General features: G+C 44.3%; 17 protein-coding genes. 10 read left to right on the top strand and 7 right to left on the bottom strand.

Annotated elements, in window-relative coordinates; genetic code table 11:
- Positions 1-116 precede the first annotated feature (116 nt).
- The 3 genes from K339_RS0113755 to plsY all read right to left on the bottom strand — a co-directional run bounded on the left by K339_RS0113755 (position 117) and on the right by plsY (position 3,104).
- A complete protein-coding gene (locus K339_RS0113755; RefSeq protein ID WP_037300628.1) occupies positions 117-1,721 on the bottom strand; it encodes a M28 family peptidase in 1,605 nt (534 codons plus the stop codon).
- A gap of 30 nt (positions 1,722-1,751) precedes the next feature.
- Positions 1,752-2,372 carry a rhomboid family intramembrane serine protease gene (locus K339_RS0113760; RefSeq protein ID WP_028524112.1) on the bottom strand — a complete coding sequence of 207 codons (621 nt, stop codon included), beginning with the start codon at positions 2,370-2,372 and terminating at the stop codon, positions 1,752-1,754.
- A gap of 87 nt (positions 2,373-2,459) precedes the next feature.
- Positions 2,460-3,104, bottom strand: a complete 645-nt coding sequence (gene plsY, locus K339_RS0113765) for a glycerol-3-phosphate 1-O-acyltransferase PlsY (protein ID WP_028524113.1) — start codon at positions 3,102-3,104, stop codon at positions 2,460-2,462.
- A gap of 133 nt (positions 3,105-3,237) precedes the next feature.
- Here plsY and K339_RS0113770 point away from each other — a divergent pair, with 133 nt between their 5' ends.
- The 8 genes from K339_RS0113770 (at position 3,238) to K339_RS0113805 (ending at position 11,288) form a co-directional block, all read left to right on the top strand.
- The gene (locus K339_RS0113770) at positions 3,238-3,948 is read left to right on the top strand and encodes an SDR family oxidoreductase (RefSeq protein WP_028524114.1); all 711 of its coding nucleotides are present in this window, start codon (positions 3,238-3,240) and stop codon (positions 3,946-3,948) included.
- Between the two features lie 88 nt (positions 3,949-4,036).
- Positions 4,037-4,945 carry an ROK family protein gene (locus K339_RS0113775; RefSeq protein WP_028524115.1) on the top strand — a complete coding sequence of 303 codons (909 nt, stop codon included), beginning with the start codon at positions 4,037-4,039 and terminating at the stop codon, positions 4,943-4,945.
- Positions 4,946-5,155: 210 nt separating this feature from the next.
- Positions 5,156-6,274 (top strand): glycoside hydrolase family 130 protein, encoded by a 1,119-nt coding sequence (locus tag K339_RS0113780; protein WP_028524116.1) that lies wholly within the window; start codon positions 5,156-5,158, stop codon positions 6,272-6,274.
- Between the two features lie 3 nt (positions 6,275-6,277).
- Entirely contained in the window at positions 6,278-6,898 is a 621-nt protein-coding gene (locus K339_RS0113785; RefSeq protein ID WP_028524117.1) for a PH domain-containing protein, read from the top strand.
- Positions 6,899-7,132: 234 nt separating this feature from the next.
- Positions 7,133-8,188 (top strand): hypothetical protein, encoded by a 1,056-nt coding sequence (locus K339_RS0113790; protein ID WP_028524118.1) that lies wholly within the window; start codon positions 7,133-7,135, stop codon positions 8,186-8,188.
- A gap of 196 nt (positions 8,189-8,384) precedes the next feature.
- Positions 8,385-9,074, top strand: coding sequence for a 3-keto-disaccharide hydrolase (locus K339_RS0113795; protein ID WP_028524119.1), 690 nt, complete (start codon positions 8,385-8,387; stop codon positions 9,072-9,074).
- 3 nt (positions 9,075-9,077) lie between these two features.
- On the top strand, positions 9,078-9,959 hold the full coding sequence (locus K339_RS0113800) for a tyrosine-type recombinase/integrase (protein WP_028524120.1): 882 nt from the start codon (positions 9,078-9,080) through the stop codon (positions 9,957-9,959).
- A gap of 12 nt (positions 9,960-9,971) precedes the next feature.
- Positions 9,972-11,288, top strand: a complete 1,317-nt coding sequence (locus K339_RS0113805; protein ID WP_037300338.1) for an Nramp family divalent metal transporter — start codon at positions 9,972-9,974, stop codon at positions 11,286-11,288.
- 55 nt (positions 11,289-11,343) lie between these two features.
- Here the strand turns inward: K339_RS0113805 and K339_RS0113810 are convergent, their stop codons facing one another.
- Complete coding sequence (locus tag K339_RS0113810) at positions 11,344-12,339, bottom strand: cation diffusion facilitator family transporter (protein WP_028524122.1); 996 nt, start codon at positions 12,337-12,339, stop codon at positions 11,344-11,346.
- A gap of 104 nt (positions 12,340-12,443) precedes the next feature.
- Here K339_RS0113810 and K339_RS0113815 point away from each other — a divergent pair, with 104 nt between their 5' ends.
- On the top strand, positions 12,444-13,001 hold the full coding sequence (locus K339_RS0113815) for an NUDIX domain-containing protein (protein WP_028524123.1): 558 nt from the start codon (positions 12,444-12,446) through the stop codon (positions 12,999-13,001).
- A gap of 31 nt (positions 13,002-13,032) precedes the next feature.
- On the top strand, positions 13,033-13,659 hold the full coding sequence (locus K339_RS0113820; RefSeq protein WP_028524124.1) for a LysE family translocator: 627 nt from the start codon (positions 13,033-13,035) through the stop codon (positions 13,657-13,659).
- Positions 13,660-13,723: 64 nt separating this feature from the next.
- On the opposite strand, the gene K339_RS0113825 is transcribed toward K339_RS0113820, so the two are convergent.
- The 3 genes from K339_RS0113825 to K339_RS0113835 are packed head-to-tail and all read right to left on the bottom strand — an operon-like array spanning position 13,724 to position 15,986.
- Positions 13,724-15,091 (bottom strand): alpha/beta hydrolase family protein, encoded by a 1,368-nt coding sequence (locus K339_RS0113825; RefSeq protein WP_028524125.1) that lies wholly within the window; start codon positions 15,089-15,091, stop codon positions 13,724-13,726.
- Positions 15,088-15,732, bottom strand: a complete 645-nt coding sequence (locus K339_RS0113830) for an SdpI family protein (protein ID WP_028524126.1) — start codon at positions 15,730-15,732, stop codon at positions 15,088-15,090. The genes K339_RS0113825 and K339_RS0113830 overlap by 4 nt, the downstream gene beginning before the upstream one ends.
- A complete protein-coding gene (locus tag K339_RS0113835; RefSeq protein ID WP_028524127.1) occupies positions 15,729-15,986 on the bottom strand; it encodes an autorepressor SdpR family transcription factor in 258 nt (85 codons plus the stop codon). Before K339_RS0113835 ends, K339_RS0113830 begins: the two co-directional genes overlap by 4 nt.
- Positions 15,987-16,142 lie beyond the last annotated feature (156 nt).

A 16,142-nucleotide genomic window follows, 5' to 3' on the forward strand; every position in this document is an offset into this window, starting at 1 on the left:
TTGTCATGTCTATTTTGTCATGTCGACGTTAGGAGACATCTATACCATTATAGTATTTGTCATTCGGGTTGTGAGCAACCCTCAGCACGGGGTCGGGGTGTAAGCACCCCTTCCCACTATGGTTTATTGCTATCGACTTTAATTCGTTCATCGCGGTTGGAAAGCTCCCAAGCCGTGTGGAACACCAGTTGAACAATTTTTGACTGCTTGTCAAACATGATTTTCTCGACATCATCGCCAGGGCGGTGGTAGTCTTCGTGAACCCCCGTAAAATAAAAAATCACAGGTACTTTGTTTTTGGCAAAGTTGTAGTGATCAGAGCGGTAGTAAAAACGATTGGGGTCAGTGGGGTTGTTGTAGGTATAGTCTAATTGGTAGTTGACGTATTTTTCATTGGCCGCTTCGCTAATGGCGTGAAGCTCCGACGAAAGTTTATCAGACCCAATGAGATAGACATATTTTGGGTCATTTTTGTGAGCGGCATCCACGCGACCAATCATGTCGATATTGAGGTCACAAACCGTATTTGCCAACGGAATGACGGGGTTAGAAGTGTAATATTCGGAGCCCCAAAGCCCTTTTTCTTCACCTGTTACGGTCATAAACAGAATGCTACGTCGGGGGCCATTTCCTGCGGCTTTGGCTTTAGAGAAGGCTTCGGCCAATTCAAGAATAGACACCGTGCCAGAGCCGTCGTCGTCGGCGCCGTTGTTAATTTGTCCATCCGAAGAAACGCCAATGTGGTCTAAATGCGCTGAGATGACGATGACTTCGTCTTTTTTGTCGGTGCCTTCCAAGAAGCCAAGGACGTTCTCCGTCATCACCACGTTGTCCTTGCGTTCGGCTTTGAGGCGAATGGCTTTTTCCGCAATGGCGTTCACAGGTGGTTTGCCCGTTTTAGTAATTCCTTGCTGGATTTTAGCGAATTTTTTCTCTTTGATGTCCAACAAATCAAGCGCCATTTTCTTTGAAATCATAAACGTGGCGTAGTTGCTTGGCTTCTCGGTGTAAGGTTTCATCGAAAGGCGATTAAAGCGTTGACTCATCAAGGTACGGCGGTTGAGTTCTTTGGTAAAATCGTCGCCTGTGAGTTCCGAAACAACCAATACGTATTTGGCTCCTTTGCTGCTGGCAAGGTTGGCTTTGCGCTGCCACGCCATGTTGTCGTTGCTCCATTTGGTGGCTTTATCATCGCCCGAAAGCAAAAAGTTTCCTTTGCTATCTTTGGGTTCTCCTTCCAAAATAACGACAGCTTTGCCCGTTACGTCAAGGTTTTTATAATCATCGTATTTGTCCGATTCGATGCCATAACCCGCAAAAACAACGGAGATTTTTTCTTCAGAAAGCACATTAATGATGCCGTTCAAATAAAAATCGTGCTGAAGGTTATAGCGTTCTTTTTCGGTGGCCAAATACACTTCGCCCCAGCTTTTTTGGTAGAGGGCATAGGGTTGAAAGTACGATTTTGAGCCATCGACGGCGGTAACAATCGGCTGTAAACCGACGGATTTGAAGAAATTGGCGACGTAATTGGCCGCTTTTTTTTGTCCAGGCGAGCCTGTGTCGCGTCCTTCGAGACTATCGTGCGCAATGACCCTCAAATGGCGTTCGAGGTCTTGTGCCGTGATGGTTTGGGCAAATTGGGTAGAGGCGTCTTGGGCAATTGCCTGCGTAAAACACAGCGCCAATAGCGGTACTGCTTTCAAAAAAAGTTTGTTCATGGTTTTGGTTTGGATGAATGAAAATATCAACTACCACAATCTCCAAGAGGCGATTTGGTTGATAAAATTAGGAATAGATTCGGGCAGAAGGAAGGCCATAAATACGATGCCAAAAAGTGCCCCGTACAAGTGGGCGTCGTGGTTGATGCGACCACGATTTTGGCGAGATTCGTAAAACGAATAAGCCATATAGATTCCGCCAAAAATGAAACCTGGTACGCAAATCGCGAAATAGAGACACACTTTTTGGAGCGGAGCCAAAAGAATAAACGCAAACAAAAGCGCCGATACGCCGCCCGAAGCGCCAAGGGAATTGTAATTACTGTTGTTGCGGTGCTTCAAAAAAGTAGGAATGTCAGACACCACGATTCCTGCCAAAAAGAGAAGGAGGTAATAAATAGTGCCGTTGCCGCCAAAATACCCCTGCAAAAACATCTCCATCGCTTCCCCAAAAAAGTAAAGGCTGAACATGTTGAAAATGAGGTGTCCGACGTCGGCGTGAATAAAGCCCGAAGTGATAAATCGGTAGTATTCGTTGTATTTAGAAACACGAACAGGGTTAAAAACCCACTTGTCGAGCAATGAAGGATTCTGCCAAGCGTACCAGCTTAGACCAATAGAAACAAGAATGATGACGATAGTAAGCGACATTACAGCGAGGGTAGTTCAAAAAGGTGTTGAAATTGATAACATTACAACACAAACATAATGGAACTACTGTAAACCGCCAATGTTTCGTTATTTATTGCGACGTCGCCAGAGATAGACCCTACTTTCACTGCCGTTGAAGAGGCGAACGATGTTTTTTTGGTGGGTTAAGACCACAATCGCAAACAAAAGAAACCCAAAAACGATTAAAAGAGTACTGGCTTGTCCAAAGACCCCCAAGACCAACATCATTGGGAAAGCAAAAGCGGCGACAATGCTGCTCAAAGAAACGTAGTTGGAGGCCAATAAGACCAATACAAATATGGCAATACAGACGGAAGCAACTTGCGGATCAATCGCAAGCACCATTCCCAACGAAGTCGCAACCCCTTTTCCACCTTTGAAGCGCGTGAAAACGGGATATAAATGGCCTAAAACCGCCATTACACCGAGTAAAAGCTTGAATGTCAGAATTTGGGGGCCGTCGATTACCTCTAAGAAAAAAAGAATGTTGGCGAGCATCGTCGCTGTCCAACCCTTTAAGACGTCAATCAAAAGAACAATGGTTCCTGCGCGTTTCCCCAAAACTCGAAATGTATTGGTGGCACCTGCATTTCCACTACCAAATTTCCGAACATCAATCCCAAAATACGCTTCACCGTACCAAATGGCAGAGGGAATAGATCCCAACAGGTAAGCGGTCACAAAGGCCGAACACACGTGCCAGAAATTCATGAAAGAAGTGTAAGTTTTTTAAGTTGAATCAAAATCGTATTTATGGGCTAAATATTGCTTTTTATTCTAAAAAAGCCAACAAAAGTAAAACTTTATCTTAACCTTTGTTTAACGAAAATAACATTTTTTTAAGATGACCCCTATTGTAATTGTCAGTGGAGGAACAAAAGGAATCGGAAAAGCGACCATCGAACGTTTTATGGAAGCTGGATTTGACGTCGCTACTTGCGCGCGCCGTGAAGCCGATTTGGTTCAGCTCCAGCACGAACTTCAAACTAAATTTCCCCAACAACAACTATTTTATAAAACGACCGATATGGCCATAAAGTCTGAAGTAGAGGCATTTGTGGCATATATTCATAGTTTGGAACGGCCTATTGCGGTTTTGGTTAACAACACGGGCTTGTTTGCCCCCGGACAAATTCACAACGAACCCGAAGGTACGCTCGAAAGCATGATTGATACCAATTTATACAGTGCGTATTACCTGACGCGTGGGGTGATTGAAAAGATGATTTCAGCCAAAAAAGGCCATATTTTTAATCTCTGTTCTACGGCAAGTATCACCGCATATACCAACGGCGGGTCATACTGTATTTCAAAGTTTGCGCTTTATGGCATGACCAAAGTTTTGCGGGAAGAACTGAAGCCGCACGGGCTCAAAGTAACAGCTATTTTGCCAGGAGCGACCCTAACGGCAAGTTGGGAAGGAGTAGAATTGCCCAAAGAACGCTTTATTCAAGCAAGAGACGTGGCAGAATCCATTTGGTCGGCTTATAATCTATCTCCAGGAGCGGTTATTGAAGAGATTTTGATACGCCCGCAATTAGGAGATATTGGATGATTTTAGGATTTTTGGGTCGAAAATTGGTAACTTGCGCACTTAGTCTCCTTTTTTATTATCATTCACCGATAACGATTTACACGCACTGATGGAACAATACTTGGGTATAGACGTTGGTGGCACCAACGTTAAAATGGGCGTTGTTGACACCGAAACGGGTCGAATTTCTAATTTCTACAGCCACGATACGGCAAGTTGGAGAGAAATGGGACACTTCGAAAAACATTTAGGTGACGCTATTGCGATTCAATTGCACGAATACCCCAACATTAAAAAAGTAGGTATAGGTCTCCCTGGGATGATTAACCGCAAACGTACCGTACCGTTAGAAATTACAGCTATCCCCGAAATTGACAATGTTCCGTTGGTAGATTACCTTTCTGGCCGTTTTGAAGGAGTACAGTTTTTTCTTGAAAACGATGCAAATGCGGCGGCACTAGGGGAGTTTTATTTTGCCGAAGAAAAAATCGACGAAAATTATATTTTCATCACCTTAGGAACAGGCGTAGGTGGAGCTGCAATCATCAATCGCAAGGTATTTGTGGGTGGCGATGGCAACGCCATGGAGCCTGGGCACATTCCGTCGAAAAACGGAAAAGTGTTGGAGCGGAACATTGGTAAAAAAGAATTGCTCGACCTTGCCAATGACATGCGTAGCCGCTACACAAGCGAAACCCAATTGCCAGGCGATGGGTCAATTTCGACAACAGGCTTGGTAGCCGCTGCCGCAGAAGGCGACGAATTGGCCCTGAATATCTGGAACGAAGTAGGCGAAATGCTGGGCGATGGCTTGGTGGCTATGATTCGTATTTTGGACATTAAGTTGATTTTGATTGGTGGTGGCTTGTCGGCTTCGTTTGAGTATATTCTTCCTGCCGTTGAGCGTCGCCTTAATTACTGGTTAACGCCTTATTATTTGAAAGATCTTTCGATTAAACGTGCTACGTTGGGCAATGATGCTGGCCTATTAGGTGCGGCGTCTCTTTGCTTCGACTAAGTAAAGTACGTTTTTTATACTTCTTCAAATCCCGTAGAAAAGTCAAAGTGCTGGCTTCTTCTGCGGGATTTTTGTGTTTTAGTAGGGTAAAAATGCGAAAGAAAGGTGTTTGTGAAAATATCAGGTTGTGAGCAACCTGATACACAACGGTGAGCAACCTGATACGCAATGGTAAGCAACCTGATGCACGAAAATTCGACACGTAAAACCATGAAACAGCTATTATTTGTTTTGAGCCTAATAAGCTCATTGTCATTTGCCCAAAAGTCACAGTCTTGGATGATTGGGCCTTTCAAAAAAGCCGATGCCGCCAATCCTATTTTGGAGGCCAAAGCAGGTACTACTTTTAAATGTCCTGTGCGAAACGAGGTGGTTAATTGGGAAGAAAAAGATGTTTTCAACCCCGCAACGGTGGTGCGAAATGGCAAAGTGTATATGGTGTATCGTGCTGAAGATAAAGTGGGCAAATATGCGGGCACGTCGCGTTTGGGGTTGGCCGTTAGTACTGATGGTATCCATTTTAAACGAATGCCCGAACCCGTTTTTTATCCCGACAACGATTTTATGAAAAAGTACGAATGGGAAGGCGGTTGCGAAGACCCGCGTATCGTTGAAACCGAGGACGGGCGTTATGTAATGACTTACACTTCTTATGATGGTAACTTGGCGCGTTTGTGCGTGGCGTCATCTGCTGATTTAATTCATTGGCAAAAACATGGATTAGCTTTCGGAAACTTTATCAAATCAACCCGTGATTTTTGGTCGAAATCAGGGGCAATCGTTTGCCGAAAAGTAGGAGATAAATTCATTGCGACTAAAATCAATGGTAGGTACTGGATGTATTGGGGTGACCAAGCGCGGTTGTACGTGGCTACTTCCGACGACTTGTTGAATTGGTACCCCGCCACTCGCCCTAACCAAGCCGATTATAAACCGTTGGACGTCTCGGATGTCAATTGCGTGGCCGTGGCTACTACTCGCAATGGCAAGCACGATTCGCGTTTGTTGGAGTCAGGGCCGCCTGCATTTTTAACTAAAGACGGGATTGTGTTGATTTACAACGGGATGAATTATAACCAAACGGGAGACGGCAGCTTGCCCGAAGGTACCTACGCCGCAGGACAATTCTTATTTGACCCCGAAAATCCAACGCAGTTGAAAGACCGTTCGGAAAACTATTTTTTAAAACCCGACAAACCGTACGAAATTACGGGGCAAATCAACCAAGTATGTTTTGTGGAAGGGTTGGCGTCGTTTAAAGGAAAATGGTTTTTATATTACGGCACGGCCGACTCAAAAATCGGGGTGGCTGTGAGCAAACAGAAATAAGTTATGCTTGTTTTTTGGATTTTTGTCTTCATTTTTGGCCTGTTCGGCTGGCTAGTGTATGGTAGCAAAAAGCTGATTGCAGACGTAGAAAAAGACTATGAGTTACTGAAAGAGATAAAAACCTATGACATCTCGGACAAACAGTATTGGATATGTTTTGATACCATCGCTGGGGGACTTTTTATTTGTCTGGGCCTCGTATTCATCGTGAGGTTTCTGACCCATCTCCCAAGGAACAATAGCACTGAAATAATGATAGTCGCAGGCTTCGTTCCACTGATGTTGTTTGGCATAGCTGTGTTGTTGATTTACCCGAATTACCATTATCGGGTATTGACCAAAAACCGACCCGTAACGTTTGACCCCATTCACAAAATGATGGGAGTGGGGGAAACGGATGATGAGCGTGTTTTTTCAGTGAATGAAATTGAAAAAATAATCATTCATGCAACCGATTCCCGCCTTGATATTAGGTACTTGGAAGTAAAACTAAAGAACGGTGAAATGCTTTTGCTCGACCCTCGCTTTTGGATGGGAATGGCAACCGAAAAGTTTTTTGAGGGCGTTCCTAGCGAGCGGATAAGTCGCTGGATTCCGTGGTTTCGCCATTCGGACGTAATTTAGGCAATCAGATGGCGCGGGGTTGTGCCTCGTGCCGACGATTAAAAGGTTTCTAGCCTTTTGTACTGATACGGCTGGAAGCCTTGTGATAGTGATTTCGAGCGTGACGCTCGAAATCATTGGATTCTGTGGGATGGTGTCTTGTAGGTAAAAACTTGCTTGTAGTGTTGCGACTGTGGACTTTGTGGGTAGTACGCTAATCTTAAAGGAGAATAATTTAAATAAAAAATCAAACTTATGACAGATGAGAAATTACAGCATTTAGTGCGCTTAATTAATAAAATAGACGAAACCAATAAAAAGTTGACTGAATTGTCGAAGAACGACGAATTAGCAAATAAACCCTCCCCACATAAATTTGGTGGACAAGAAATTACGGAACTAGATGCAGCTAAATTAGATCGGAAAGACCTAGTTGATTCGCTCAAAACAATATTTGAAGAATTAGATCTTGGGTTATTGTCTAGATTCCCGCGAAATAACCTTAGTAACGGGCCGAAATATTTAGCGCATATTGACATACTTGGTTTTAAACAAATGTTAAAGAAGAATAATCAAAGTGAACTTGAAAGGATATTTGAAAAAAATATCAAACCAAGTATTCAAGATAGCCTAATTGCTAATGCAGGCTCAGATAGGTACGAATGGCAACTTGATGGAACTCTTGCACGCAATCTGAGGGCTGCTACTATAAATAGTATTGTTTTTTCTGATACTCTTATTTTTTGGACAAATGACGATACTGCCAAAAGCTTTTTACAGCTTATAAATGTTATCAGTAATCTGTTCCATTTGAATACAAATTATTTTCATATACCACTTAGAGGAGCAATAGCATATGGGAGTTTAAAGTTTGAAGACCCACTTTTCGTACTTCCTAATGCTCAGATTAAACAGACTGCACTTTTTGGAGAAGCTATTGTGGATGCTTATGAATTGGAACAGATACAAAATTGGCTAGGCTGTGCAATTTCAAGAAAAAGTATTGACGCTTTTCATTCAAGTAACCCATCAGAGGAAGAAAAAGAACTATTTTTCAAAAATATCATAGACTATTCGGTTCCAATAAAAAAAATATCTAAATTTTTTGGTTTTCAATACGTTAAAAAGAGCCACATGGATATGTCAGTATTGCAATGGGTAGATAGCAGAGATATCAATATTACAAAGGAAAATGTTTACAAGTGTTTTACTATCAATACAGGAACTGAAAAATTTAATCCTGACGTAAAATGTAAATTTGATAATACAATGAAGTTTGTAGAACTCGTTTTAAAGAATACTTTGACATGAAAGCCTTTCAGAGGGCGCGAGGTTGTGCCTCGTGCCGACGATTAAAAGGCTTCTAGCCTTTTGTACTGATACGGCTAGAAGCCTTGCGATAGTGAGCACGAGCGTGACGCTCGCGCAATCGGTTTTACCAAAAAAGCGAGTAAAAGAACTTATAATAGTAGCTTTATCAGAAAACTAAAACCAATTCATACAAAAGATGAAAAAGAGTCGTATTGTATTATTCCTCTCACTCGTGATTGTTGGGGTTACTGCGCAGGCGACGAAGCCAGGACCTTGGAAAAATTTGTTTGATGGAAAAACTACCAAAGGTTGGCATACCTACGGGAAACAAGGAGTTACGGGCTGGATGGTCATGGACGGTTCGTTGATGACCCACGGAAAATCGGGCGATTTGGTGACCGATGAAGAGTTTGAAAGTTTTGAGCTAGAGTTTGAATTTAAAATTCCAGCGAAGATGAACAGCGGGGTGATGTACAAAGTAATTGAGGATCCTAAACATCCGCCGTACTACTCAGGGCCTGAGTTTCAGGTGATTGACGATGAAGGGTATCCGCCATTTAACGATAATGGTAAAATGGTGAAAATTAACGACAAGCAAAAAACGGGAGCTAACTACGACATGCAAGCGCCGAGTAAGTGGGTGGCAAAACCTGCGGGTCAGTGGAATAAAGCTAAAATTGTAATTAACGGAAACCACATCGAACACTGGGTAAATGGTGTAAAAGTGGTTGAATATGAGTATGGCGGTGATGCGTGGAAGGCGCAATTGGCCAAAAGTAAATTTACAAAATGGGCCTATGCGACTCCGCACGCCAAAGGTAAAATCGCGCTCCAAGACCACGGAGATGAGGTTTGGTACAAAAATATGCGCATTAGAAAACTTTAAAAAATGATAGAAACCTTCTTACAACACCTGACTTTCGAAAAACGCTTGAGCCAGCATACCCTAACTGCGTATGCCAAAGACTTGGAGCAGTTTAAGGAGTTCTTGGAGAAAACCTACCAACTGCAAGACTTGGCCAAGGCCGATTTCCGAATGATTAGAGGGTGGGCAGTAAGCATGGTGGAAGCCGAATTGCACCACCGCAGCGTGAACCGTAAATTGGCCACGCTGCGGTCGTTTTATGGGTATTTGTTGCGATGCAAAGCCATTACGATTAATCCCATGCTGCGGGTGTCGTCGCTCAAAACCGACAAACCATTGCCGCAGTTTGTGGAAGAAAAAAGCCTACAATTGCTTTTTGACGAAATTACGTTTCCGCTCGATTTTGAAGGCACGCGCGACCGCTTGGTGTTGGAGTTGTTGTACGGCACAGGAATGCGTTTGGCCGAGTTGATTACTCTCCGCGACGGCGACGTCAATGCCTATGACCAAACGTTGCGGGTTTTTGGAAAACGTAGCAAAGAGCGCGTGGTACCGATTTATAAAGGCTTGGTCGAGATGATTAAGCAATACCAACAATTTAGAAACGAGCAGTTTCCAAATCCTCCAGATCAAAGCCTGATTTTGACCAACAAAGGCGAACCCGCCTACCCCGTGCTGATTCAGCGCATTGTGAAAAAATACCTGTCGGCGGTGACGTCGCTCCAAAAACGTAGCCCACACGTGCTACGGCACACCTTTGCGACGCACTTGCTCAACAACGGCGCCGACCTCAACTCGATTAAAGATTTGCTGGGACACAGTAGCTTGGCGGCGACGCAGGTTTATACCCACAATTCGATTGAAAAACTCAAAAAAATCTACAAACAAGCCCATCCCAAGGCATAAATCCCCGTTGCTATGCTTGCGCCTCCCCAAACCCTTTTTCAGCGTTTTCGTTATTTAGGCCCTGGTTTCATTCTTTCGGCGGCTATTGTGGGGTCGGGTGAGCTGATTGCGACGACGGCGTTGGGAGCCAAAGCGGGATTTATTACTTTTTGGGTGGTGTTGGTGAGTTGTTTGGTCAAAGTAACCTTGCAATTGGAGTTTGGAAAGAATGCGATTTATACGGGTGTGCCTACCATGCAGTCACTCAACCGCCTCGATGGTAAAAAATGGGGGAAAGCACACTGGAGTATCTGGTTGTGGCTGTCGTTGCAGGGGCTAAAATTGTTGCAAGTTGGGGGTATCGTCGGTGGAGTAGCCATTGTACTCAACATGGCTTTTCCGTTTTTGGGAACAAACCTTTGGGCGGCGATTGCGGCGTTCATTACGGCTGTGTTGGTCTATCGTGGTTTTTACAAACCCGTTGAGCAAGGCTCGTTGATTATGATTATCCTATTCACTGCAACGGTACTTTTTTCGTTGATTTCCTTGCAATTTACGCCTTATGCCATCAGTTGGGAACAGCTGAGTAGCGGTTTTACCTTTTCGCTTCCGCCTGCGGTAGTAGGAGTAGCCATTGGGGCATTCGGCATTACGGGAGTGGGTGGCGACGAAATCATGTTTTACAATTATTGGTGCATCGAAAAAGGCTACGCGGCCTATGCAGGCCCCAACGACGGAACGCCCGAATGGGCCGATCGAGCTAAAGGTTGGATAAAAGTAATGTACTTGGATGCCGTGTGTTCGATGGTCGTTTATACCCTCGTAACGGCGGCTTTTTATTTGCTGGGAGCGGCGTTGCTTCACGAGCATGGCGAAGTCCCCGAAGGGTACGCGATGGTCGAAACGCTTTCGAAGCTATTTACTCAAACGCTGGGCCCGTGGGCTAAAGCAGTTTTTTTAGTAGGAGCATTTTTTGTTTTGTATTCAACCCTTTTTACAGCAACGGCCAGTTGGTCACGGATTTTTGGTGATGCGTTTGGGCAACTAGGGTGGGTCAAATTCGACGATGAAGCCTCGCGTAAACGCGTGATAGGAATGCTTTCCTGGGCTTTTCCTATCATTTGGTGCGTGCTTTTTTTGCTGATTCAGATGCCCGTGGCTATGATTCTTTTGGGAGGCATTGCGACTTCTATTTTGCTGCTATTGGTGCTTTGGGTAGCGTTGGTGTTTCGTTACCGAGAATTGCCTGCGTCTCTTTCACCCACACCTACCTACAATTTTTTGTTCTGGCTCAGTGTTTTGTCGATTTTGATGGTGAGTGTGTACGGCGTTTGGCAAATTTTGAAATAGGTCAAAGTACTTCTTCTAATTCTTGCTGCTCTATTTCTTCCAATTGGCCTTGCAGTCAATCCGCTTCTACGAAGTGTTTTTGGTTTTTGGATAAATTGTGAATGCTCCAGTCGATGTCTTTCTTGAAGGCTTTGCTTCGCACGGGACAGCCTTCGAGGCGGCAATATTTGCAGCAATCGGGGAGGCAAGGGTCGGCGTGAATGAACAGTTCGACGTTGCCAACGTAATTGGCTTCGAGTGCGTCTTCAAATTCGTGAACCGCTTGGTGTACTTGCTGTAAATCCCAGTAATAAGGCAACGTTAAATGGCAGTCGATGTGGAGGTCTGAACCGTATTTTTGGATACGCATGTTGTGAACATCCACCCAATAATCTTTTTTGTGGTTGCGCAAAATATCAATGGCATGTTCAAACAACTCAGGGTCGGTTTCGTCCATCAAAGCTCCAACGGAGGTACGAATGAGTTTAAACCCGTTGTAAAAAATTACTAACGACAACACCAACGAGGCCGCACTGTCAATCCACTGAATTTTGGTAAGCATCAACAAGCCCAATCCTACCAAAATCAAAACGCTACTCAAGCTGTCGGTAACAAGGTGTTTACCGTCGGCAATGAGGGCTTCCGAGCGGGTCGTTTTACCTACTTTTTGTAAATAATACCCTAAAGCCCCGTTGATGACAACGGTCAACAGAATAAGCAAAACGCCCCAGTCGAGGTGTTCAACGGGTTGAGGGTGAAGGAGATGCTGGATGGCCTCAACGGCAATCCAGACCCCAGCTATGATGATAAGTGCACCTTCAAAACCTGATGAAAAGAACTCAATTTTGCCGTGCCCATAGGGGTGGTCATGGTCTTTTGGTTGCGAAGAAAGGTAAATGCTATAAAACGCAAAGGCACTCGCAATGACGTTAATGATGGATTCGAGAGCGTCGCTAAGAATGGCGTTGGAATGGGTCAAATAGTACGCTGCGAACTTGATACTCATCAAGATTATGCTCAACACAAGGGAGACGATAATCCAGCGAAATTTAGATTTTTGGCTAACTTGCACGACTTTTTTAAAAATAATTGGCCGCAAAGGTACGATTTTCGGGGGAAACAATTGCCCTGCACAACACTTATTCGACCATTAAAACTTGTCAATCGACCAAACGTATGTCTTTACCGAACGAAAGCATCAACCCTTGGAAAACCCTTAAAAGCCAAGTAGTTTATGACAATAAATGGATTCAAGTACGGCACGAAGATGTCATAAATCCCAGCGGTGGTGAAGGAATTTATGGGGTAGTCCATTATAAAAATAAAGCCATTGGCGTGATTCCCATCGATAGCGAAGGCTATACTTACTTGGTAGGGCAGTATCGCTATCCGTTGGACGAGTACTCGTGGGAAATCCCCGAAGGTGGTGGCCCGATGGACGAAGATCCCATCGAAGGGGCTAAACGAGAATTGCTGGAAGAAACGGGCTTAATAGCGGCCAAATGGACAAAAATTGCGCGCGTTCACCTTTCCAATTCGGTCGGGGACGAAGAAGGCTTTTTGTATATCGCCGAGGAGCTTACCCAAGCCCAAGCCGAGCCCGAAGATACCGAACAACTGCACGTTCGGAAAATATTGCTGACCGACGCCATTGAAATGGTGATGCGCTCCGAAATTACGGATTCTCTCAGCGTCATGGGTTTATTAAAAATAGCCCGATTGCGAGGAACTTAGAAAGTAGATATTCAACAACAACTAAAAACGAATGCTTATTGCTGCACTTTACGGCCTCATTACGGGGGTTTTACTCTGTCTTACTTTTGGAACTGTCTTTTTTTCATTGATTCAAACCAGCGTTGAGCGCGGCTACCGAAGCGGAATTCAAATCGTTTTGGGTGTGGTGGCAAGCGACGCTTTTTTTTGCTTTACAGCCATTTTCGGAACGTCATTTTTACCCCAAATCGAGCACTTTGATAAATGGGTAGGAGCCATTGGAATTATTTTTTTGGTGGTTTTGGGGGTTAAAAACTTCTTTCGAGTCCCGACCATTGCGTCGGAAGATCAAGAAGACGAACCTCGTAGTAAGCGTTCGATGGTAAAATTGTTTTTAAAAGGCGTGGCTCTCAATGCCCTCAACCCCGTCAATTTTATGTCGTGGGCGGCCATTGCTACGTACCTTCGCACCAAAGGCCGTTATGATTTGGCCGAAATGATTATTTTCTTCAGTATGAGCCTCATAGGGGTGTTTGGTACCCAGACTGCTTTGGCCGTTTATGCCCAGCGCCTTCGCCAGTTTATCACGGTAAAGCGTATGAAGTACGTCAACGTCATTACGGGCGTGGTATTTTTGGGCGTAGCGGCCAAGCTACTTTGGGAGCAGTTTTTGAAATAAAATTACACCTTCCCGAAAGTTTGGAACTTTCGGGAAGGTAAAGAACTTTCGGGAAGGTGTAATTCTATCTCTTTTTCAGCCAATTAGTTACCAAATCAAGGGCTTCTACGGAAAATGTTTCTTCCAAAAGACCGTATTCGGCAGAGGTACACTTAGTACATTTTTGGAACAAATGGTTGAGTCCAGGCAGTTCAATCGTCTCAAACTGTTTATTGCCAGCAGCCGTCAAACCGCGTTTAAATCCCTCCAAATTGGGTTGAGAAGCCACCTGAACGTCCTTGCTGCCGTTGAGGGCAAGGACAGGAATCGTGATTTTCGACAAAACAGGCTGCGGGTCATATTTGATAAAATACCGATACCAAGAGGAGTTCATGGCTTCGATTTGCTTCAGAAAACCCTTGCGACCTTGTTCAGTTCTGTAGCCAAGTTGCCCCAATACATGCTCGGGTTGGGTTTGCACCCATTGGTCAAAGGTGGCTTGAAGGCTATCTTTGATGTCGCCTTCCAGCGGTAGCCGAGCTACCGTTGAGTAGATGATTTCGTTGAGGCTACGCACTTGATTTCGGTAGGTTTCATTACTACCCATTTGTTTCAAAATATCGTCGCTCTGGCGGAGAAGTAGCTCTTTCCCACTCATTCCCAAACCCGCCAAGGAGACAATAAACGCCACGTCTTTTGATTGTACCGCTGCAAGAGGTGCAATGACACCGCCTTCGCTGTGGCCGATTAAACCTATTTTTTTTGGGTGAATTTCCTTCCTCGTTTTGAGGTAACGAATGGCATTTAAAACATCTTGGGCGTATTCGGCCGAAGTTCCTATCGAACCCGTCGTTTCGCCTACCCCTCGGTCGTCAACGCGTAGCACGGCAATGCCTTGTCGGGTTAAATGGTCAGCGATGACCCAGAACGCTTTGTGTCCAAACAGGCTTTCATCACGGTCTTGCTGGCCAGAACCTGAAATAAGTACCACTGTTTTGAACGGGCCTTTTCCTTCGGGCAAAGTGAGTGTTCCGCCAAAAGTAATTGAACCATCATTGTTCGTAAATTTGACCTTTTCATCGCGGTACGGAAAAGGCGCTTTAGGCATTTGGGGGCGTTTAAAAAACGATAGCTCTGCTACCCGTTTTAGATGCAACGGGGTAGGAAAGCCATTTTGCTTCCACTGACCTTCAAACGACAAAGAATCCATTTTTCCACTGAGTAAAACATTGACGCCTTTCAACTCCCCACGCAAACTATCTCCCTGAAATACAGTGTTTTTTAAGGGTTGCTCAAACATCCCTTGCTCAGGAATAAAAACCTGGACGGTTTGGGGAGTAGTAGTTATTTTGAGCCCAAATTTGAGCGTTGAGATAGTCCCCTCGTACCACGTTTGCGAAAAACTCGTGTGTCCAATTCCTAAGCACAAGAGTACTTTTATCCACTTTTTCATTTTTTTTCTTGTTGATATACACGGTATGAATACGCCACAATCCAGATTGTTGAGCCAAAAATTAACCCTAGTGTCCAAAAAAGTTTCCACAATTCGGGCAGCCAGATTACCACAAAAGCCCCTAATAGCCCCATTCCAAAGTATAATTTGGCGGCCAATTGGTGGGTTTTACGCCACACGGTTTCGCTTTCAAGCGTCCACGGAGTACGGAAGCCTACAAAATAATTGGACTTGATGTTGTTGAAGTAATTTCCAATCCCCGCAAACAGTAAAAATAATCCAACCAACAAAATCGTCGTAAAGCTCTCGCCTGCCATTGCCGAAAGGGAAGCGCGAATCACCAAGCAATGTACCAACGCTAGAAAGGTCACAATGAGCAGCACTAACTTGGGATAATGTTCTGATAAACTAGCTTTGTTGAGACGAGGATCAAGCTGAGGAACGTACCGCAACAAAAAATATACACCAATCGAAACCACACTTAATATCGTAAGCGTCCATTTGGGGCCGTAGGCATCGGGTTTACCACTTGGGCCAAAGTGTGTTGGGACAATGTCGGGAAGTTGGTTCCACACCAAAAACAGATAAACAAGGGGAAGCACAATAGCGACCCAGGCGAGGTATTCTAAGGTCTTTTTCATTGGTTTTTAAGGGTGAAAATCCAGGATAATAATTCGTCTAAAACGGTCGTATTGAGGGTGTAATAGATAAACTGACCTCGTTTGTCGGCACTGACAAGCTCGGCTTGCTTGAGCAAATCTAAGTGGTGCGAAATGCTCGGTTTGGTCATGTCAAACCGCTCGGCAATTTCTCCCGCAGTAAGATCGCCTTCCCGCAAGATTTCTAGAATTTGCCGTCGAGTGGGGTCGTTGAGGGCACGGAAAAGGGTGTTCATAGTTGGTTAAATAATTAGACAATTATCTAAATACTTTTTCATTTAAAAATATACATTGGTAGAAATGGTCAAAAAGTGAAGCTGAATGGCGGAGAATTAACGATTTTTAACAAACAAATAGCACTAATCTTTTTTCAGAGACGTTATTCGGGCGAG

It is taken from the genome of Runella limosa DSM 17973 (assembly GCF_000482465.1).
In the GTDB taxonomy this organism is placed as follows: Bacteria; Bacteroidota; Bacteroidia; order Cytophagales; family Spirosomataceae; genus Runella; species Runella limosa.